The organism is Nitratidesulfovibrio termitidis HI1 (genome assembly GCF_000504305.1).
In the GTDB taxonomy this organism is placed as follows: domain Bacteria; phylum Desulfobacterota; class Desulfovibrionia; order Desulfovibrionales; family Desulfovibrionaceae; genus Cupidesulfovibrio; species Cupidesulfovibrio termitidis.
On sequence record NZ_KI632512.1, the window covers coordinates 3,180,892 to 3,201,841 of the forward strand.

14 protein-coding genes are annotated in these 20,950 nt (G+C 66.1%); 6 read left to right on the top strand and 8 right to left on the bottom strand.

All coding sequences use genetic code 11. The features are described from left to right. Nucleotides 1-77: 77 nt before the first annotated feature. The 4 genes from mltG to DESTE_RS12750 form a co-directional block, all read right to left on the bottom strand. A complete protein-coding gene (gene mltG, locus DESTE_RS12740; protein ID WP_198015362.1) occupies nt 78-2,462 on the bottom strand; it encodes an endolytic transglycosylase MltG in 2,385 nt (794 codons plus the stop codon). A 17-nt stretch (nt 2,463-2,479) separates the two neighbouring features. Then, nucleotides 2,480-2,908 carry a Holliday junction resolvase RuvX gene (ruvX, locus tag DESTE_RS12745; RefSeq protein ID WP_035068034.1) on the bottom strand — a complete coding sequence of 143 codons (429 nt, stop codon included), beginning with the start codon at nt 2,906-2,908 and terminating at the stop codon, nt 2,480-2,482. A gap of 5 nt (nt 2,909-2,913) precedes the next feature. Beyond that, nucleotides 2,914-3,624 (bottom strand): hypothetical protein, encoded by a 711-nt coding sequence (locus tag DESTE_RS18075; protein WP_156925361.1) that lies wholly within the window; start codon nt 3,622-3,624, stop codon nt 2,914-2,916. Between the two features lie 201 nt (nt 3,625-3,825). Continuing rightward, nucleotides 3,826-7,428, bottom strand: a complete 3,603-nt coding sequence (locus DESTE_RS12750; RefSeq protein ID WP_035068036.1) for an FAD-binding and (Fe-S)-binding domain-containing protein — start codon at nt 7,426-7,428, stop codon at nt 3,826-3,828. Nucleotides 7,429-7,824: 396 nt separating this feature from the next. On the opposite strand from DESTE_RS12750, the gene DESTE_RS12755 reads away from it, so the two are divergent. The 3 genes from DESTE_RS12755 to DESTE_RS12765 all read left to right on the top strand — a co-directional run bounded on the left by DESTE_RS12755 (nt 7,825) and on the right by DESTE_RS12765 (nt 10,273). Then, nucleotides 7,825-9,345 carry an ATP-binding protein gene (locus tag DESTE_RS12755; RefSeq protein WP_035068038.1) on the top strand — a complete coding sequence of 507 codons (1,521 nt, stop codon included), beginning with the start codon at nt 7,825-7,827 and terminating at the stop codon, nt 9,343-9,345. Between the two features lie 330 nt (nt 9,346-9,675). Next, the gene (locus DESTE_RS12760) at nt 9,676-9,960 is read left to right on the top strand and encodes a type II toxin-antitoxin system Phd/YefM family antitoxin (RefSeq protein ID WP_035068039.1); all 285 of its coding nucleotides are present in this window, start codon (nt 9,676-9,678) and stop codon (nt 9,958-9,960) included. Then, entirely contained in the window at nt 9,953-10,273 is a 321-nt protein-coding gene (locus tag DESTE_RS12765; protein ID WP_035068040.1) for a type II toxin-antitoxin system RelE/ParE family toxin, read from the top strand. Before DESTE_RS12760 ends, DESTE_RS12765 begins: the two co-directional genes overlap by 8 nt. Before the next feature lie 92 nt (nt 10,274-10,365). Here DESTE_RS12765 and DESTE_RS12770 read toward each other — a convergent pair whose 3' ends face one another. Continuing rightward, complete coding sequence (locus tag DESTE_RS12770) at nt 10,366-12,951, bottom strand: carbamoyltransferase HypF (protein ID WP_035068041.1); 2,586 nt, start codon at nt 12,949-12,951, stop codon at nt 10,366-10,368. A 490-nt stretch (nt 12,952-13,441) separates the two neighbouring features. On the opposite strand from DESTE_RS12770, the gene DESTE_RS12775 reads away from it, so the two are divergent. The 3 genes from DESTE_RS12775 to DESTE_RS12785 all read left to right on the top strand — a co-directional run bounded on the left by DESTE_RS12775 (nt 13,442) and on the right by DESTE_RS12785 (nt 17,497). Further along, nucleotides 13,442-14,008, top strand: coding sequence for a helix-turn-helix domain-containing protein (locus DESTE_RS12775; RefSeq protein WP_035068042.1), 567 nt, complete (start codon nt 13,442-13,444; stop codon nt 14,006-14,008). Between the two features lie 13 nt (nt 14,009-14,021). Continuing rightward, entirely contained in the window at nt 14,022-15,674 is a 1,653-nt protein-coding gene (locus DESTE_RS12780) for an AMP-binding protein (RefSeq protein ID WP_035068043.1), read from the top strand. A gap of 329 nt (nt 15,675-16,003) precedes the next feature. After that, on the top strand, nt 16,004-17,497 hold the full coding sequence (locus DESTE_RS12785; RefSeq protein ID WP_035068044.1) for an FAD-binding protein: 1,494 nt from the start codon (nt 16,004-16,006) through the stop codon (nt 17,495-17,497). A gap of 218 nt (nt 17,498-17,715) precedes the next feature. Here DESTE_RS12785 and pal read toward each other — a convergent pair whose 3' ends face one another. The 3 genes from pal to tolA form a co-directional block, all read right to left on the bottom strand. Next, complete coding sequence (pal, locus tag DESTE_RS12790; RefSeq protein ID WP_035068045.1) at nt 17,716-18,228, bottom strand: peptidoglycan-associated lipoprotein Pal; 513 nt, start codon at nt 18,226-18,228, stop codon at nt 17,716-17,718. A gap of 334 nt (nt 18,229-18,562) precedes the next feature. Further along, nucleotides 18,563-19,903, bottom strand: coding sequence for a Tol-Pal system beta propeller repeat protein TolB (tolB, locus tag DESTE_RS12795; protein ID WP_035068046.1), 1,341 nt, complete (start codon nt 19,901-19,903; stop codon nt 18,563-18,565). Continuing rightward, entirely contained in the window at nt 19,900-20,928 is a 1,029-nt protein-coding gene (gene tolA / locus DESTE_RS12800) for a cell envelope integrity protein TolA (protein WP_035068048.1), read from the bottom strand. Before tolA ends, tolB begins: the two co-directional genes overlap by 4 nt. Between the last annotated feature and the right edge of the window lie 22 nt (nt 20,929-20,950).

The following is a 20,950-nucleotide window of genomic DNA, read 5'->3' on the forward strand; positions in this document are numbered from 1 at the left end:
GTCTGCGTTGCGGAAATGGGCTGTGTAGGCCGTGGGAATGACTGCGTCGGTCGCCGGAATGGGCCGTGGCGTGCGGATTATGGCGAGCGGGTGGCGTTGGCGGCGGGTGTTTCCACGCCGGTCGGGGCCGAGCCTGCCGGAGCTGAACCTGCCGGGGGCGGGGTGTCTTGGGAATTGGCGGGGGCTGGCTGCGCTGCCGTGGCGGTGGGGGCTGTTGCGCTTGCGGCGCCAGCAGGCGCGGTGTTCGCCGTGCCGCCTGCCGTGCTTTGTCCGGTCAGGGGAGGCGGGGCGGATTGGGCGGCCTCGCGCGGGGTGACGGGGGCACGGACACCGGCGTTTGTCGGCACGGTGGCGTTGGCCCCCGTGCTTGCGTTTCCGGCGGGTGCGGTACCACGCGGCAGGGGTGCCGGGGCCGGTTTGACGGCATTCGCGTCCGGTACGCCCGGCGCCGCATCCCCGGCTGTGCCCGTGCCGGGCTCGGCGGCCTTGTCTCCCGCACTGGACGTTGTGTCCTTGTCCTGCATCTTCGGGGCGTTGCCCGTCGTGCCAGTGGAGGCAGGGGTGCCGGTTGCGGCTGCGGCGTCCGTGGGGTTCACGGGCGTGGCGGGCGTGCCCTGGGTTGTGGCCTGGTCGGCCCCTCTGGCGCGCCCGCCGCGCTGGAAGCGGTTCACGGCGCGGTTGTGTTCGTCCAGCGTGGCGCTGAACTGGTGCGAGCCGTCATTGCGCGACACGAAGTAGAAATAGCCGTGCTTTTCCGGCGTGGTGGCCGCACGCAGCGATTCCAGCCCCGGTGAGCAGATGGGGCCGGGGGGCAGGCCGGGGCGGCGATAGGTATTGTACGGGTTGGCGGCGTCCTGCAGGTGCGGGCGGCGCAGGTTGCCGTCAAAGGTGTCGCCCAGGCCGTAGATGGTGGTGGGGTCTGCCTGCAACAGCATGCCGGTGCGCAGCCGGTTGGCGTACACCCCGGCCACGCGCCCGCGTTCCGAGGGTTGGCCGGTCTCCTTTTCCACGATGGAGGCCAGAATGACCAGTCGCCGCAGTTCGTCGCGGGCGGGGCGGCCATCGGGCCAGACCTGCGCGGCGCGCCGCCAGAAGGTATCCACCATTCGCCCGGCCACGGCGCGGGCCGATTCCCGGTCGGGCACGGGCGGCTTCTTGATCAGGTAGGTATCGGGAAACAGAAAGCCTTCCGCCGTGTCGAAGGGGATGCCCCAGTGGCGCAGAAAGGTCGGGTCGGTGATGACCGCGCGGAAGTCCTCCACGGTGACGAAGCCCTCGACTTCCAGCAGGCGGGCGGTTTCCCACCAGGTCAGCCCTTCACGCAGGGTGATGCGCGACAGCACCGGCTGTCCGTTCACCAGTTGGTCCAGTACGCGGAAGGGCGTCCAGCCGCTGTGCACCAGAAAGCGTCCGGCCTTCAGCGAGGTTTCCCAGCGGTGATAGTGGGCCAGCAGCTTGAAGCGCCAGTCGCTGGCCACCGCGCCCTTGTCCGTCAGCTGTTTCGTCACCTTGTCGAAGGTGGCGCCGGGTTCCACGTCCACGTAGACGTCCGCACCCGGCGAGGCGGACGGGGTGTGCAGGAAGCGCCAGGCGTCATAGCCCGCATAGCCGCACGCCAGAAGTGCCAGCAACACCAGCGTGGCCAGCACGCGCAACAGGATGCGCACCACCGGGCTGCCCGGAGTGGGGCTGGCGGGGGGCGGTGTCACGGATTGGGCGGTCGGGCCGGTTAGGGATGCCGGGTCAGCCGGGCCGGTCGGATTGGGCGGGCCGGTCGGGCTAGCCGGGCCGGTCGGATTGGGCGGGCCGGTCGGATTGGGCGAGGCGGCGGATGGAGTGGTCGTTTCGGGGGAGGATGCGGACGGTGCAGGCGCGGGGGCATCTGCGGAGGCAGTGGGTGATGCTGGAACGGACGCCGCAGCTTCCGAGGCGGGTTGTGCCGGGGGCGTTTCCGTTGCGGCGGTGGAGGTGCCAGACTCCGAAGGAGTCGAAGTGCTGGACTCGTCCTTGGAACCGGTGCCCTTTGGCGCGGCTACGGGCGCATCGGGTGACACGGCGTGAGCGTCCTTGGGATCAGGGAGAGCAGGGGAAGCGTTGGAGCCTGGGGCCTTAGGGGCTTCCGCGACGTGCTGGGCTGACTCCGCCGGTTCGACCGCTGGCACTTCTGCCGAGTCGCCCGCCTGAGCGACAGGGGGGGCGGCTGTGTCCGACGAGTCGGGCCCGCCGGACGTTGCGGTCGCGGCGGCACTGTCGCCGGAGCCGGATGCCTGTGCGGCGTCGGCGGGGCTGGCCTCGTCGGGCTTGCGTTCGCCGTCCGGCTGTTGCGGGGTGGAAGCAGCGGTGGCCGCGACAGGCGCGTCAGCAGCCACATCGGGGGCCACGGGTAGCGCGCCCTGCTCCTGTGCGGATGTCGGTGCGGAGGCGGGGGAAATTTCCGGAGATGCTTTGGGGGTGTCGCTCATGCGGTGATGCTATCCGGTCAGGCGGGGGTCCGCCGGGATTCTGGCAGGTTGAGGAACGATTGCAGGATGCGCACGGCCGCCTGCTGGTCCACCACGGCCTCCAGCGCCCTGCCGGAAAGCCCGGCGTTGCGCAGGTCGTCCTCGGCCTCGTAGGAGCTCAAAAACTCCTCCATGAGGTAGACGGGCAGGGTGGTGCGGCGCTTCAGCCGTTCCACGAAGTTGCGCACCTGCCGGGTGGTCAGGGTGTCCGTGCCGTCGTGCAGCAGCGGCAGCCCCACCACGTAGGCCTCGGCGCGCTCTTCCTCGGCCACGGCCAGCAACTCGGCAAAGAACCGGTCGCGGGTGGTCATGACGATGGTGCGGCGCGGAAAGGCCATGCTGCCGCCCGTGTCGCTGGCCGCAACGCCGGTGCGCTTCGTGCCGTAGTCTATGCCAAGGTACTTCATGTATGCTAGTCAGCTTTTTCGTATTTAAGTCGTCTTTGTACTAATATTTCTATATTATTCATGATGTTGGTAATTTCTTTGAAGAATTTTTTCGAGGCTTCAGACATCATTCTGTGGTCTCTGTCTTCAGTGCCAATTTCTCGTTCGAGAATGCAGCTCCATATCATGTCAGAAGCTTTAACAAATTCTGCTTTCAACGGTTCGCTGAGGAAGATTTTATTCCTGTTGATATAATCATGGAATTCAGCACAATGCTTCTTTGCAAGGTGGGTATCTCTTCTTATTGATATTTCGTAGTATACATTGTTTTTATTTTTATCTGCTAGCCGTATTTTTTCTTTTGCAGTTTCTGGGAAGTCTAATCCAGAAAGAGCCTCTTCCAATTCTTCTGAAGTCATTTTGTTAAAATCTGGGTACATCCGTAATTGTCGGAGTACGAGCTCTGCGTGTGATATAGCGTCTATGAATTTTTCCCATGCAATGGGTATGATCTCAAATTCCTTTTGATGTATTTTTGATATCCTGTTGAACAGAATTGCTATTTCGTTTTTATATGTTTCGATTTCTTTTGCGTGATCATGCCTGAGCTTTTGCAACTGCTTTTCAAAAATGCTTTCTATCCAGCGTTTGCCAAAAAACCTCAATATGACGAGCGTTATCGGTACGGATACGCCTATGTAGCTGAGCAAGGTGATGGCAATGTCGCGATAGTCCATGATGAGCCGACCTTTTGGTTGAAGGTCTTAGGACACAAAAAACAAGGAGTTACTCACGGGCTTCGGGGTATGTTGCACCCAAGTAGAAGGGAGACGTCAACTGAAAAGTTTGAAGGGGTGGAAGGGGTCCGGGGGAGGAGGGGAAACTTTTCAAAGTTTCCCCTCCTCCCCCGGTTCGTTCTTTCAGTCTTTCGTTTTTTCTTACAAGCCGCCGTCATCCACCACGCGCACTCCACCCTCGTCTTTCGCCTGGTCGGCGGCCTTGCGCAATATCTTGCGCCAGTCCGCGCCCTTGGCCAGTTCCGCCAGCCATTCCAGGGTATGCAGCACGGGGCGCTTGTCCTTCAGGGCCAGCATGGTGCGCTTGATGCCCACCTTGCACGAGGGGCAGCCCACGATAACGGGCGCGTTGTCGGCGTAGGTCATGAAGTCCGCCTCAAGGCGCATCCGTTTGCGGGCACGCAGCTTGTTGTAGATGGCGGGCGAGGTCATGGCGCCCATGCCAGATTCGCCGCAGCAGCCGGGGTTGACGCGGACCTTCGCGCCGGTGAAGGCAGCCACGGCCTGCGCGTAGATGTTCGCGGCCTTGCCCTTGTGCACACCCACCCATTCCGCATGGCACGAGGGATGGTAGAGCACCTCGGTTCCGGCAGCGGGCTTTTCCGCACCCGTAAGGGCGTTGGCGGGCAGACGTTCCAGCAGGAATTGCACCATGTCCTTGTGGAGCATGGCCGGGGCGTTGCCTTGCGCCCCCAGCAGTTCGTGCCGCTGGATGCCGTCGCGGCACGAGCCGCAGGCGGTGATGACGTGGGTGACGTTGAGCCCCGCCGCGCGCGCCTTGTCCAGTGCGGCCCTGATGGCTTGCACGTTGTGGTCGCGGTTGGTGGCGAAGGCGTTGTCGGCCCCGGCGGACAGCAGGGGATAGCCGCAGCACAGGTGCTGTTCCGGCATGACCACGGCCACGCCGGATTTCAGCATCAGCATCAGCCCGGCCAGGCCGATGTTGCGGTAGAACAGCCCGCCCCCGCAGCCGGGGAAGTAGAACACCGCTTCCACGGGTTCGCCGGTGGCCGCCGCACGCTGTCTGGCGCTGGCGGGCACGAAGATGCCGCCCTTGCCCAGGTGCAGGGTTTCCGCAAGGTTCTTGTAGCCCACTTCCGGTCCGGGACCGGCGAACAGCGGGCTTTCGAAACGTTCGCGCCACCCGGCGGGCACCAGGCCCACGAAGCGGTTCTGGAAGCGCTGGCCCATGGATGCGGCCTTGGCCGCGCGCGGCACGCGCGATGCCGGATCGGCGGACAGCCATTCCAGCACCTTGCGTTTGATGGGGTGGCCGCCCGCGTTTTCCGATTCCAGAAAGGCGCGCATGGCCAGGGCCACGCCGGACGAATCGATCTTTACCGGGCAGACCGAGGTGCAGCGGCCGCAGCCGGTGCAGTGCTCCATCATGGTGCGCAGTTCGCCCAGCAGGAAGGGATCGGGCCGGCCCTTGTTGACCTGCGAATAGTACACCGCCTCCACCAGCGCGCCGAGGGCGATGTTCTTGTTGCGCGGGTGGTATTGCAGCGACTGTTCCGGGTAGAACATGGGGCAGACCTGCTTGCACTTGCCGCAGCGGGTACAGATCTGCACGTTGGCCAGCAGCTGGATGAGTCGTTCCTTGTCGGGCAGGCCGCTCTGGCGGATGTCCTCTATGAGCCGGTTGAACGAGAAGGTGAACGGGCGCACCGGCAGTTCGCGCTGGGTCAGCTTGGCGGGGTTCAGCACGTTGCGCGGGTCCACGCGCTCCTTGAAGGCGCGCAGGGCGTCCATCTTCTCCTTGCGCAGGAAGGCGATCTTGGTGATGCCGATGCCGTGCTCGCCAGAGACTTCGCCGCCCACCTCCTGGGCCTTGGCCATGACGCGGTGGGCCACCTGCTCGGCATTGTGCAGCATGACCGGGTCGTTGGAGTTGACCGGGATGTTGACGTGACAGTTGCCGTCGCCCGCGTGCATGTGGCTGGCCACCTCGATGCGGGTGGCCTGCATGTGGTCCTTGATGCGCTCTATCTTGCGGGCCAGGTTGGGGTGCGCGTTGGCCAGTTCGCCCAGAAAGACCACGGCGCGGATCTGCATTTCCTCGTCCGAGATGTCCTTGGCCGAAACCTCTCCCTTGGCCACCTTGGAGGCGTAGGTGAATTCGCGGTTGAACTCCCTGTCGTCCAGCGGCATGCCCGCCAGGCGTCCCACCTCTTGCAGGGCGGAACGGTAGGCGGCGGCCGCGCATTCCAGGTTCACCTGCTCCAGGAAATCAGCGAACTCGGGCACGCCGTCGATGGGGATGACCACGTCCTCGTTGATCTTGAAGCCGGAGGTGCGCCGGGCGATGGCGGACAGCTTGTGGCGGTCTTCCCAGAAGATTTCGGCTTCCTTCTCGTCGCGCGCGGCAAAGATGTCCGCCCCGTCGTAGGGGTTCACGATGTCCAGGATCTGGTGCACGGCGCGGTCCAGGTGGAACTCGTCGTCGCCATCCAGTTGCACGATGAGCACCGAGATGGGGTCGCCCTCGTACTCCGAAGACTTTTTCTTGTATTCTATGGCCTTGACGTACTTGGAGTTGAACTCCTCCAGGGCCGACACCTTCACGTGGTCGCCTTCGCGGCGGATGGTGTCGCGGTAGCCCACCACGTCCTTGATGACCTGCATGGCGCTGTTCATGGAGCGCCCGAAGAATTCCAGCACCAGCACGCGCGAGTGGACCGGCTTCTTGTGCAGCACGAAGCAGGCCTCGACGATGATGCCGTCAACGCCTTCCTTCTGCATGCCGGGCAGGCCGCCCAGGGTCTTGTTGGTCACGTCCTTGCCAAGGCCGGGCAGGCGGATTTCCTCGCCACGCAGGGACACCACGTTGCGCACGCCGCCGCTCAGGTCGCGGATTTCGAAGGTGGCCGTCTCGTCGGGCATGATCTTGTGGCGCGGGTGGTCCACCCGGGCCACGTCGATGATCTCGCCGGTGGGGGTGACCATGCGCCACGAGAGCAGGTTGTCGAGGGTGGTGCCGTATTCGAAGGCAAAGGGGCCGCCCGCGTTTTCGGCAATGTTGCCCCCGATGGACGAGGCCAGCTTTGAGGCCGGGTCCACGGTGAACAGCAGGCCCTTCTTGCCCGCCGCCGCGATGGCGTCGTTGGTGATGACGCCCGCCTCGCAGCACAGCACCTTGTTCTGTTCGTCGATGCTGACGATGCGGGTAAGGCGGCCAAGGCTGAGGATCACCGTGCGCTTGCGGGCAGGCACGGCGCCGCCGGTCAGGCCGGAACCGCCACCGCGCGGAATGATGGCGAACTTCAGCTCGTTGGCCAGCTTGACCACGGCGCTGACCTGTTCGGCGGACGCGGGGCTGACCACCAGCATGGGCAGTTCCATGCGCAGGTCGGTGGCGTCGGTGGAATTTTCCACCAGCGCGCCGGGGCGGGTGTCTATGCACTCGCGCGGCATGACGGCGGCAAGGCGCTTCACCAGTTCGTCGCGGTAGGCCACCTCGGCCTCGTGCGCGCTCCAGAACATGGTGATGCCTTCGCCGATGCTGGTGGCGTAATGGTGGGCAAGTGCCGCCTTTTCGCCCTCGAAACGCGCGCGAACGCTCGCTTTCACCGTTTCCGCGTCGATGAACGGGTTGTATACGACGAGGAACAGTTCTTCCGCGATTTCGATGGCGAGGTGGCGCACGGACTCGGGCCAGTCCTCGAATTCGTCGAGATTGATACGCAGGATACGATTGACGACGAAATCCGCGGATATGGAGATATGCGGGCCTTTATGGGGCATGGGCGGGCTCTCTCTCGGGTTGCGGTGAGAGGAAGCCGCTGACTATAGGCGCGCGAGGCCCGGTTGGCAAGTTGAGTGAGCGCACGATGTTTCGGCGGGGGGCGGTACCGGCGTGGCCGGGAGCAGCCGGATGTGCCGGCAGGCTGTTCATCGGAAAAAAATATGCGCGGTGGTGGCGGCACAATGACAGGCTAGAATCAGGAGAATGACGCTATGTTTGCATGAATAAACTCTATTGTATGATAGAGTGTTGTGTGCAGTTTGTGCATGCGAACAGTGTAATGATGCTGTGTTGCCCGAGCTGTATTAACTGTAAGATCAATCAAGTGATTGTAATTGACTCTTTGTCGCGTTTGGTGTGTAGCATGGTGCATGCTCCCAGAAAGGAGGAATGCCATGCCGCACGCACTGCCACGCGCCGATGTCATGGGACGCCTTGCCGCGGACAACCCGTGGTGGGCCGACGAGCTTGCCCGCCCCTTTGCGGCGGATCTGCCGCAGCGCGACCACTTCGCGCCATTCTTCGAACTTGCCGCCGACTGTGCGCTGCACCGGGCCGTGGTGCTGATGGGGCCGCGCCGGGTGGGCAAGACGGTGCTGTTGCACCAGGTGGTGGATACCCTGCTGCAACAGGGGGCCGAACGCCGCCAGATACTGTTCGCCACACTGGACGCCCCGGCCTACACCGGCATGGAACTGGCCGACTTTGTGGAACTGGCCGCCGAAATGTCGGGCCTGGACCCCAACCGCCCCGGCTGGGTCATCTTTGATGAAATCCAGTACATGGCCGACTGGGAGCGCGGGCTGGACACCCTGGCCGCCCGCTGGCCCGCGCTGCGCTGCACGGTGTGCGGTTCCGCCGCGCCCGCCCTGCGCCGCATGGGCGATGCCGAGGCGGCGGGCCGTTTTGCGGTGTACATGCTGCCGCCGCTGTCCTTCGCCGAATTTCTGCGCCTGTCCGGCGGGCAGCGCCGCGACATGAAGCAGTTGTTCACGCCCGAACGCATGGACGAACTGAACGAACTGCTGGTGCGGTACATGAATTTTGGCGGCTACCCGGAAGCCGTGGTGTCCGAGCGGGTGCGCGCGGACATGGCGCGTTTTCTGCGCAGCGAGATCATCGACCGGGTGCTGTGCAGCGACATGCCCGGCCTGTACGGCATCTCGGACGTGCAGGAACTGAACCGCCTGCTGGCCGTGCTGGCCCTGAACAGCGGGCGCGAGGTGACTCTGGAGGATCTGCGGGGCGAATCGGGCATCGCGGTGAACACCCTTAAGCGCTACCTCGACTATCTGGAGGCGGCCTTCCTGGTGGTGCGGCTGCGGCGCATCGACGATGCGGGCCGCCGCTTCCGGCGCGACCGCAGCTTCAAGGTGTACCTGGCCAACCCCTCCATGCGCACGGCGCTGTTCGCGCCCATCACCGGCCCGGACGACCCCGGCCTGCAACCGTTGCTGGAAACCGCCGTGGTGGGGCAGCTCTTGTGCAGCCCGGCCCTGTCCCGCAACACCTGCTACGCCCGCTGGGACGGCGGCGAGGTGGCGCTGGTGGGCCTGCACCCGGTGCACGGCAAGCCGGTGCTGGCCTTCGACATTCGCTGGAGTGACGAGGGCATCGCCGCCGGCCAGAAGAACGGCAACGGTCGCTGCGGCGCGTCCGCCGGGCCCGCAGCCACCACCCGCGCCGCGCGCAAGGCGGCGGGCAACGGAAACGGGGCGCAGTTGCGGCCCCTGTTCGAGTTTGCCCGGCGGCACAACGTGCGCAAGTCGTACGTGACCACCCGCACCACCTTTACGGTGGGGGTGCAGGGAGCCACGGAATTTTCCTACCTGCCTGCGGGCATGCTGGCCTTTACCCTGTCCAGCCAGGCGGCGGAGCGGATCTTCGCCAAGCTGGTAACGGCGGACTGCGGGTAGGCACGGAGCCGGGCAGGGAGATATCCCGGGAAAGGGACAGGCAAGAGCGGAGTGCGGATGCCCGCCGCCCCACAGCGACGGTGTGGCGGCGGCGGGACGAACGCACGAGTACGGGGCGGTGCGCTTGGTGGAGCTTCTGTGGGGAAGCGAGACCGCAGGCGCACCGCCCGCTTTTTTTCGGGGGGGGAAAGGGAAAGGTGGGTAGCCGTGGCATGGCTGACTGCGTCACTGCCGGGTTGCCCCTCTTCCCTTGTGCTCGGCCACGTCTCCATTGACTCGGTACCTGATTCTGGCTAAATTTGGTCATATGAAAGACCTGACGGAGGCACCATGCGCCTGAGTGAAGACATCAAGTCCATCAGCTACGTGAAGGCCAACACCGGAAAGGTGCTGGAGAAAGTGAACACCTCCGGCCCCATGATCATTACCCAGAATGGCGAGGCTTCCGCCGTGCTCATGGGGGTCAAAGACTATGACCTTCTGACCGAAGGCATCGCCTTGTTGAAAATCCTTTCCATGGGCGAAAAGAGCCTTCAGGAAGGCTACGGGGTTTCGGTTAATGACGCCTTTGCCCACATCCGGGCCAGGATACGAGAGGCCAAGGCCAATGGCTGACGTTGTCCTGACGCCGGAGGCCATTGAGGACATCCTGGAAATATACGGCTACATCCTTGAGCGCGACGGCAAGGAGCAGGCCGAGTCCATTCTGGGCCGACTGGAAGGAAGAATTCGCGAGCTTGCAACGCTTGCGCTGCGTGGCAAGTTTCCTGAAGAGCTTGTGCTGTTCGGCAACAGAAAAATCCGCGAGGTGCAGGAAGCGCCCTGGCGGATTTTTTATCGCCCCGAGGGCGAGAAGGTTTTCGTGCTTGGCGTGCTGGATGGGAGGCGGTCACTCAGGGAAATGCTCGAACAGCGCCTGCTGTCGTGACGCCACGAAGGCGGGTAAGGTGTTCATTCCCTGAAAGAGCGGCTGCGCCCCCCTGCGAGTTTCAGAAGAGAAAAAGGCGAGGGTGGCGGATGCTATCCCCGCCCGGCCAGCACCCGGCGCGCCCAGGCGGCCTGCCCCAGCGAGATGCAGCCGTCGCCGGGGGGCAGTTCCGCGTGGGTCAGCACGGTCAGCCCGCGCGCCGCAAGGGCCTGCGGCAGGCGCACGGACAGGGTGAGATTCTGCATGGCTCCGCCGGACAGGGCCACCACCGGCACGTCCATCACCCCGGCCACGGCGGCGGCCATGTCGGCAAGGCCCGCCACCAGCCCGGCGTGAAAGCGGCGCGATACCTCTGCGGGAGTGGTGCCGCGCGCCCAGTCGTCGTGCACGGCGCGGAACAGCGCATGCGTGTCCAGCACCAGTGTTTCGCTGCCGTCTCGTGCGCCGCGCAGGGGGCAGGGGTAGGCGTGGGCGAAGAAGGAATCGTGGCTGCCGCCATGCGGAGCTATGGCATCCTGCGCGTGTTCCAGCCGGATGGCCGCCTGCCCTTCGTAGGTGACGGTGTCGCACAGCCCCAGCAGGGCGGACACCGCGTCGAACAGCCGTCCGCAACTGGAGGTGAGCGGGGTGTTGATCCCGCGTTCCAGCAGGCGCGGCAGAAAGGCGGCGGCCTGGGCGTGGCCGCGCAGCCACGGCCAGGGGCGTGCGCCGTCCGCTGCGGGTTCGCGCAGGCCCAGTTGCCACAGCAGTCCCTGCGCGATGCGCCACGGTTCGCGGATGGCGGCCTCGCCCCCCGGCAGGGGGATGCGGGCCAGCCGCCCCAGCCGCTGGTGGTCCAGCGCCACGTTGTCCACGTACAGCATCTCGCCCCCCCATACCGTGCCGTCGTCGCCGTGGCCGGTGCCGTCCAGCGCCAGCCCCAGGGCCGGGCCGTCGTGCCGGTTTTCGGCCAGTACGGCATGGATGTGCGCGAAGTGGTGTTGCAGCGTCAGCACGGGCAGGCCGCTCTGCTGCGCTTCCGCCGTGGTCATGTAGTCTGGGTGCAGGTCGCGCACCACGGCCTGCGGGGTCACCTGCAGGATGCGCGGCAGGTGCGCGGCGATCTCGCGGTGAAAGCCCAGGGTTTCCAGGTTGTGCATGTCGCCGATGTGCTGGCTGACAAAGGCCTTGTCGCCCCGGGTGACGCACAGGGTGTTCTTGAGTTCCGGCCCCATGGCCAGCACGCACGGGCCGTCGCCTTCCAGAAACACGGGGCGCGGAGTGAAGCCGCGCGCCCGGCGCAGGAACTGCGGCGCGCCGGTGGCCGGGTTGACCCGCGTCACCGAGTCGTCGGTGCGGATCAGGATGTCGCGGTCATGCAGCAGGAACACGTCGGCGATGGAGGGCAGGCGGCGTAGCGCTTCCCGGTTGCCGAGGCAGATGGGCTCGCCGCCCGCGTTGCCGGAGGTCATTACCAGCGCGGGCACGCGGCCTTCCGGCAGCAGCGCCCCGTACAGGCGCAGCAGCACATGGTGCAGGGGGGTGTAGGGCAGCATTACCCCCACGAAGGGCGTGTCCGGCGAAACCTGCGGAGAAATGGGGGGCAGGATGCGGGGAGCATCGGGGGCGTAGCACCGCGGGGCGTCGCCGTCAGGCCGGGCCGATAGCTCGTCCTGCATGCCGCCCGCCAGCCCGTCCAGCGCCCGGCACAGCACGATGGGCCGTTCGCGTCCGGCCAGCAGGGCCTCTTCTTCCGGAGAAACGTGCACGATGCGCCGGGCGGCGGCGAGGTCCGGCACCATGATGGCCAGCGGCTTGTGGGGGCGGTGCTTGCGGCGGCGCAGTTCGCCCACGGCAACATCGCTGGCCGCGTCGCAGGCCAGATGGAACCCGCCCAGCCCCTTCACGGCGGCGATGCGTCCTGCGGCCAGCGCCTCTGCCAGTGCCTGGATGGCCGGGGTGCCTGTGGGGCGGCCCGTATCATGTGCGTCAGAACGGCCCGCGTCATGTTCGGAGCCGGGCGAGGCCAGTGGGGCCAGTGGGGCCAGCGAGGCCGGTGGGGCCAGCGAGGCCGGTGGGGCCGTTTCCGGCGTCGGGCCCTGCGGCGCGCCGTCCACGTACCACACGCGCGGCCCGCACACCGGGCAGGCGTTGGGCTGGGCGTGAAAGCGCCGGTCCAGCGGGTTTTCGTACTCTGCGGCGCATTCCGGGCACAGCGGAAAGCAGGCCATGGAGGTCTTGTCGCGGTCGTAGGGAATGAACCGGGTGATGGTGTAGCGCGGCCCGCAGTTGGTGCAGTTGGTGAAGGGGTACAGGTGGCGGCGGTTGGCCGGGTCGTTCATGTCGGCCAGGCAGTCGTCGCAGGTGGCCACGTCGGCGCTGATGAGCACCTCGTGTCCCGCACCCCCGTCACCGCTGGCGACTATGCGGAACCCGTCCTCGCCCTGCACCACGGGGATGTCCTGGTGCGTGCACGAAACCACCCGGGCCAGCGGCGGCAACTTGTGGGCCAGGTCGTGCCCGAAGCCGTCCACCGATGCCGCAAGTCCTTGTACTTCTATGAACACCCCGGCGGCGGTGTTGCTGACCGTGCCGGTCAGCGCGTGGTCGGCGGCGATGCGGTACACGAAGGGGCGAAACCCCACCCCCTGGACCTGCCCGGAGACGGTGAACTTGCGGCGCACGAGATCGTCTGGCATGCGGCGACCATAGCGGAAGACCTGCGGCGTGAAAAGGCGTGCGGCGACGGGGACGCCAGGGGCGTACGCACGATGGCTGACCACGCTGCGGGCCGTGCCGGGGCATTGCGTACCACGTTTTCCTTCCGTCCGCGCCCGCAGCCGTTGCGGCAGGCGCCAGCATGGACTGGTTGTCATGGGGGCGGCGCTCTTATAAAGTGTCGCACCGGTCGCGCCGCGCCGGGTAGGTCTGCCCGCATTGCGTCACGCGGAACGGACAACTCCGGGGGGCCGCGGCGCGACCGGTGCGCAACCGGTACGCGACCGATGCGCGACCGATGCGCAGCTGGCGTGCAGCTGTTCGGGCGCGCAGTCCGGGGTATTTTCCTTGTACAGCGTGCGCCGGTCGGATAACTAGAACGATTCCCACAGCATTCCGCCGCCCCGGCTGGTCCAGACTGGTGCAGACCGGCGGCTGGGGTGCACAATCAATCCGCTTCAAGGAGGAGCCATGGGCGCTGACAAGCTTGGCGCGCGCGTGCGCAAGTACAGGGAAGACCGCAGCCTGAGCCGCGAGGAACTCGCGGACGCCGCCGGTCTCAAGACGGAATTCATCGCCGCCCTCGAGGACGACAACCTGTATCCGTCCATCGGGCCGCTACAGAAGCTGGCCCGCGCCCTGAACGTACGCCTTGGCACCTTCATGGACGACGCGGTGAGCCGCGACCCCATCGTGAGCCGCCAGGGCGACCGCGAGGCGGACCTGACCATGCAGAAGGCGCGCAACAAGTGCGCGGCCTTCCGCTTCCACTCGCTGGGCAAGGGCAAGAGCGACCGCAACATGGAGCCGTTCTTCATCGAGATATGTCCGGAGCCCGCAGAGGACCGCAAGCTGTCCTCGCACCAGGGCGAGGAGTTCATCCTGGTGAACAAGGGGTCCATCCGCGTGGTGTACGGCAAGGAAGAGCATCTGCTCGGACCGGGCGACAGCATCTACTACAACTCCATCGTGCCCCACTACGTGGGCGCCGAAGGGGACGCCCCGGCCGAGATATACGCCGTGATCTACTATCCCTAGGAGTGGAAGGGGCATGGACGAATTCGCAGTGCGCGAACGGACCCTTGGCCAGATACTGGACGAGACCGTTGCCAAATATCCGGACAACGACGCGGTCGTCTACGTGGACCGCGACTACAGGCAGACCTACCGGCAGTTCGCCGATGCGGTGGACGAACTTGCCAAGGGACTGATGGCCCTTGGCGTGCAGCACGGCGAAAAGGTGGCCGTGTGGGCCACCAACGTGCCCCACTGGGTGGCGCTGCAGTTCGCCACGGCCAAGATGGGCGCCATCCTGCTTACGGTGAACACCAACTACCGCGAGCACGAGATCCGCTACCTGCTCACCCAGTCGGAGTGCGAGAACCTGTTCATCATCGACGGGTTCCGCGACCACGACTACGTGCAGACCATCTACAACATGATCCCGGAACTGAAGACGCAGCCGCGCGGGCAGTTGCGCTGCCCCTCGCTGCCGCACCTGAAGCGGGTCATGTTCCTGGGCGCGGAAAAGCACCGGGGCATGTATTCCGTGCCCGAGATCGTCAGCATGTCGGCCATGGTCTCGGACGAGGAATACGCCGAGCGCCAGCGCGCCCTTTCCCCGCACGACGTGGTGAACATGCAGTACACCTCGGGCACCACCGGGTTCCCCAAGGGGGTCATGCTCACCCACGTGAACATCGGCAACAACGGCTACTGGATCGGCAAGAACCAGCACTTTACCGAAAAGGACCGCGTGTGCCTGCCGGTGCCGCTGTTCCACTGCTTCGGCTGCGTGCTGGGGGTGCTGGCCGCCATCAACCACGGGTCCGCGCTGGTGATTCTGGAAAGCTTCAGCCCCATGCACGTCATGGCATCCGTGGACCAGGAAAAGTGCACCGCCCTGTACGGGGTGCCCACCATGTTCCTGGCCGTGCTGGAGCACAAGCTGTTCGAGCGGTTCGACTTCAGTTCGTTGCGCACCGGCATCATGGCCGGTTCGGTCTGCCCGGAACCCTTGATGCGCCGGGTGGTCGAAAAGATGTACATGCGCGAGATCACCATCTGCTACGGCCTGACCGAAGGTTCGCCGGTGATGACCCAGAGCCTGGTCACCGATCCCTTCGAACGCCGCGTGCAGACCGTGGGCCGGGCCATGCCGTGCATCGAGGTGCGCATCGTGGACCCGGAAACCAACCAGGAAGTGGAGCGCGGCGCCCAGGGCGAGGTGGTCTGCCGGGGCTACAACGTGATGAAGGGCTACTACAACATGCCCGAGGCCACGGCCTCCACCATCGACCCCGAGGGCTGGCTGCATTCCGGCGACCTTGGGATCATGGACGAGGAAGGCTACGTAGTCATCACCGGCCGCATCAAGGACATGATCATCCGGGGCGGCGAGAACATCTACCCCCGCGAGATCGAGGAGTTCCTGTACGGCATGGACGGCGTGCAGGACGTACAGGTGGTGGGGGTGGCCAGCCGCAAGTACGGCGAGGAAGTGGGGGCGTTCATCATCCCCAAGCCGGGGGTGGAGATGGCTCCCGAAGACGTGCGCGACTACTGCCGTGGCCGCATCGCCTGGCACAAGGTGCCGCGCTACATCAGTTTCATCGACGCCTATCCCATGACCGCCAGCGGCAAGATCCAGAAGTTCAAGCTGCGCGAGATGGCGGCGGAGCTGTTTCCCGAAGCCATGAAATAACAGCTGGTGGGGCTTTTTGCCCGTTGGTTGCCCTGTGTGTTCGGTGCAATTCGTGCGGCCAGTGCGGTCGCGCTGTGCCTCGGGGCGGCGAACGATAAAGGCCATAGCCCACAGATTGACGACAACGCCCCCGAAGCCCGTGTTTCGGGGGCGTTTTGCGTGCGGCTTGATTTCCACTGCGGTTCCGCGCAGAGTGAAAGAGACCGGAAAGGTATGCCCTGTCGGGGATATCTGCCCGTATGCGGGAGCTGTATCCCGTGTATCGGGATGGCTTGCCTCATTCATGGTTGATCCATGTACTTATGGCCACGGAGCATGAAGGAACCCGCATGTCGCTGGAAGCGGACGTACTCGTTGCCGGGGCCGGTTTTGCCGGTCTGCGAGCGGCCATAGCCGCTGCCGTTTCGGGGCGCGGCCTGCGCGTCATCGTGCTGGCCCCGCACGAAGGGCCGGGCGGCTCGTCCTTTGCGGGCCATGCGGGTTCGCTGGGCGTGCTGGCCCCTGCCGACGACGAGGAGCGCGACGCACTGCTGGAACGCGCCCTGGCCATCGCCCACCCCGGTACGGCGGACCCGGCGCTGGTGCGCCTGTTGCTGGAGCAGGGCGAGGCCCGCCTGCGCGAACTGGAGCAATGGGGCGTGCCGCTGGCCACGGGCCAAGGTGGCGCGCGGTTGCGGCGCAGCGCCTGCTTTTTCCCCGAAATGGCCGTGGCCGCCGTACTCCCCGACTGCACGGCGGCCCATGCCGCCATGCTGCGCGTGGCCGTGGCCGCCGGGGTAGAGGTGTTGCCGGGCTTCACCCTTGCGGCCCTTGGCGTCGAGGGTGGCCCACCCGGCAGCGCGCTGTGCCTGGACCCGGTGGGCAACGTGCTGCCGGTGCGCGCCCGGTCCGTGGTGCTGGCCGTGGGCGGTCCTGCCTCCCTGTTCGCCTGCGATGCCTCCGGCGCCGGGCAGGCCGGCACCGGCCAGACGGGAACGGGGCTGGGCTTTGCCCGCGATTGCGGCGCCCGCATCGGCAATGCCTCGTTCCTCCAGTTCCTGTGGTACGAGGGCGGGCAGCCCTTTCCCTTTCTGTCCGAACGGGCGCACGAACTGGAAGCGGCCGGACTGGACGGCGTGCCCGTTGCCCTGCCGCGTGAGCTGCGCCCCCATGTGGCCAGCCGGGCCACCCATGCCCCGTGGGGGTGGGGCCTGCCTGACGCCGCGCTGGACGCCTGGCTGCTGGCCCGCATGACCCCGGCGGGTGTGGTGCCGGTGCGCTACCACGGCGAGCGCGAGCCGCGCCTGCTGTCGCTCATGGCGCAGGCGGGCAACGGCGGGGCGCTCATCGACGCGGACGGACGCACTTCGGTTGCGGGGCTGTTCGCCTGCGGTGAATGTGCCACCGGCATGCACGGGGCCAACCGCATCGGCGGGGCCATGGTGCTGGCCACCCAGGTCTTCGGGCACAGGGCGGGCATTGCGGCGGCCCTGCACGCCCATTCCGCGCTGTTGCCCCCGCCGCCCACCGCGCCGGAAGCAGCGGAGCACCAGTCCGCGCGCCACCCGTTGCGCCTGCGCGAAGCCATGCAGCGCCATTGCCTGCCGGGCATCCCCGGCGAGGCGTTGCAAGCGGCGCGCCCCGGCGCCACGGGGGCTGCCGGGGCCGAACGGCAGCGGCAGGAACTGGAGCTGTTCGTGGAGCGGCTGAAGGCGCTGTTGCTGCTGCCTGCCGTGGATTTGCTGGACCGTGCCCGCGTGTTGTCCTGCCTGACCGTGGCCGAACACCGGCTGCGCCGCCTGCGTGCCGAGCGCGAGGCCATGGCGCAGCCCCCTCTGGCCTGACCGCTCCATTTACCCTCCCGCTTGCGTGCGGCTGCCATCGGACCCGCCAGTGGCGGGTGCATGTTCACTGGCGGGGGCAGCAGCGGGATGCATCCCGGCTGTCGGAAGGGGAAGGGCGCGTTGGTCTCGTGGTGCGGTTGCGCACGGTCTTGCGCCGCAAAAAAAGGAAGGCCGCCCCCGCGAACGGGAGCGGCCTTGAAATCAGGCGGAAACGGAAACTACTTGATGATCTTGAACTCGCCGCGGCGGTTCTTGGACCAAGCAGCTTCGGTGTGACCTTCCACGGCGGGACGTTCTTCGCCGTAGCTGATCATTTCCAGCTGACCGGCGTTCACGCCGGACATCACCAGGTACTCGTAGGCGGCGCGGGCGCGACGTTCGCCGAGGGCCAGGTTGTATTCCTGGGTACCACGTTCGTCGCAGTGGCCTTCCACCAGCACGCGGATGGAGGGGAACTTCTTCAGCACGTCGGCCTTCTGCTTCAGGACTTCCTTGGATTCGGCCTTCAGGTCGAACTTGTCGAAGTCGAAGTAGACCTTGGCGTCGGTGATGATCTGCTGGGCCCGGGCAAGGGCTTCCAGCTGAGCACGACGGGCCGAATCGTCTTCGGCGGCCATGGGGGCGCCGGCGGATTCGGGGGTGGCGGCGACCTGCTTCTTGGCGCAGCCAAAGCCGGTGGCGAGGACAAGGGCCAGAGTCAGGACAAGCCCAAAGCGCTTTGCGGTGTTCATGTGATTCCTCCTAGACAGCTCTTCGCTCCAATAGAATTATGCAGAGAACGGTTCCTTTCCTTTATCCCTTTCCGTCGGCTTCGGCCGCAACCCTAACACCCCCGGAATGGGACAGCAGTAATGGTATCTCTACGCCGTTTTTTGTCAAGATGGGGGATTGCGGTATCTCCACTTTCCCCCACGATTTTTTTGGGTTCGGTCCCCCGGAAGGCGGGGGTGTCCCCTTCCGGACGTTCCACGAAGACGTGCGCTGGCGAGAAACGTGAAACCACACGCGACGGATTTCCGCCGCGTGTGGTGCGTGTCTATTCTCCGCGCTCGCTCGTGCCGCGGCCTAGTCGGGAATCATGCCCCAGTCCGGAAACGAGGCATCGCCCGTGCCCGTGGGCACCCGCTTGGCATCGCCGCCGTGCCGGGTGATCAGGTAGATCTGCTTGGCGCCGCTGCGGGTGGAGGTGAACGCCAGAAAGTAGCTGTCGGGCGCGAAGGACGGTGTTTCGTCGGTGCCGGGGCCGAAGGTGACCTGCCGTTCCGACTGGGTGACCATGTCATACACGAAGATGCGGTGGCCGAAGTCGGTCATGCGGGCAAAGGCGATCAGCGTGCCGTCCGGGCTGATGGACGGGGCGGTGTTGTAGTTGCCGCTGCGGCTGATGCGCGTCACCTGGCCGGTGGTCAGGTCCTTCAGGAATATCTGCGGGCCGCCCAGGCGGCTGGAGCAGAAGGCCATCTTGGTGCCGGTGGCGTCGAACGAGGGCGAAACGTCGATGGAGGCGCTGTCCTCCAGGGCGCGTTCCTTCTGGAACACGTGGTTCAGCAGGAAGATGCCGGGGTTCTTGCCGGTGGAAAGGCTGACCGCCACCTTGTTGTCGGGCAGGAAGGCGGGGCCGATGACGGTATTGCCCGGAAACTTGATGCGCTGGGTCTGGCGGGTCAGGCGGTCCCATACGCCAAGGGCGTGGGTGCGGTCGTCCATGTGACTGAACACGATGAACCGCGCGTCGGGCGACCACGAAGGGGACAGGGCCTCGCCCGGCAGGTTGGTGATCTGGCGCAGGTCGCGGCCGGTGGGCTTGCTGAGCCACACGTCCTTCTTGTTCTTGCCGCCGGACTTCACGAAGGCCAGGGTGGACTTGAAGAATTCGCCCCGGCCCGTCAGGGCCTTCATGAGGTCGGAGCAGAACCGGTCGGCCACGTCGGGCAGCTGGGTTTCCTGAATGTCGTAGTAGCCCTTGCCGAACACCAGCTTGCCGGAATACGCCTCGTACACGCGCAGTTCGACGAAGGGCTTGCCGGGGGCGTCGCCCTGGGGCCAGCCCGCCGTGACCACAAGGTCGGTGCCCGCGATCTGGAAGCGCTTGAAGTCGATGTCCGGGGCCTTGTAGCTTTGCAGCACCGTGCCGCCCAGGATGGCCTTGGGGTCGGTCAGGCGCAGGAACGGCAGAAAGCTCAGGTTCTCGCGGATGATCTCGTTCAGCTTTGCGCCCTGTCCGGTCACCGGCGTGCCGGGGATGGGGCCCAGCGGGTCGGCCAGGGCAAGGTTCAGGCTGCCCTGGCCGGGGCCGTAGATGTCGATCTGCACGGGGCCGGCCGCAAGGGCCGGGGCCGCCAGCGCGCAGCACACGATGAGGCACACTGCCGCCAGAAGGCGGTGGATGGCATGATGCTGTCTCATCTCTTTCCGATCATTTCCTGAAGGTTGAAGTTGAGCACAAGGTCCTGGAATTCCGCACTGGGCGGCGGCGGCAGAATGCCGGTCTTGCCCAGCGCCTTCAGGGTCGACGAGTCGAAGTCGGCCCGGCCCGAGGACTGCTCCACGCTGAAATCCTGTATCTGACCGTTGGGAGCCACCTTCACCCGGACCCGCACCATGAGGTTCTCGCGGTTGGCAAGGGCGGGAAATTCCCAGTGGCTGCGCACGATCTGCATGACCTGCATGGTGTACACGCCGGCAATGCCGACGCCGCCGGAGCCTTCGCCCCCGCTGCCGTCGCCGCCGCCCGCCGCGCCGCCGCCCCCGCCACCCTTGACGGTGGCCTGCAAGGCGGACAGGGCGTTGGCCACGTCCTTGGCGCCAGCCGCGCCGGAGGTGACGCCCGCGCGGGTCTTGCCCTGTTCCGGCGCGCCGCCGGCCTTGGTCTGCACGTCGGCCAGGGCCTGCTTCAGCACGTCCTTGGGGTTGGGAGCGGGCTTTTCTTCCTTGGCGGGCGCGGCAGGTGCCGCGGGCTTGGCCGGGGCCGCCGCCGTGGCGTTCTTGGAGACGTCCTTGGGCGGTTCCGGCTTGGTCTGCTTCTCGTCTTTCTTTTCGCTGATGGCCTTGGCGTCGGGCTTCGGCTCGGGCTTGGGCTCGGGTTTCGGTTCTGGCTTGGGTTCCGGTTTCGGCTCGGGCTTGGGCTCCGGCTTCGGTTCCGGCTTGGGCTCTGCCTTGGGCGCGGCTTTTTCCTGCACCTCGGGCGTGGCCACGGGCGCGGCCTTGGGCGACGACGCCGTGGGCGCGGGGGCAGGGGCGGCCTGCGGTTGCGCGGGGCCGGGCGCCGGGGCGGGCGGGGCCTTGGGTCCGCCGGGCGCGCCCAGGCTTACCAGGTCCACCTGCACCACGGGCATGTCCAGACGCACCGGCGGTGACGAGGGCCAGAAAAAGACCACCAGCACGATGGCGCAGTGCAGGCTGAGCGACAGCAGAAAACTTGTGTAGCGCATGTCGTCCCCGGCCTACCGCGCG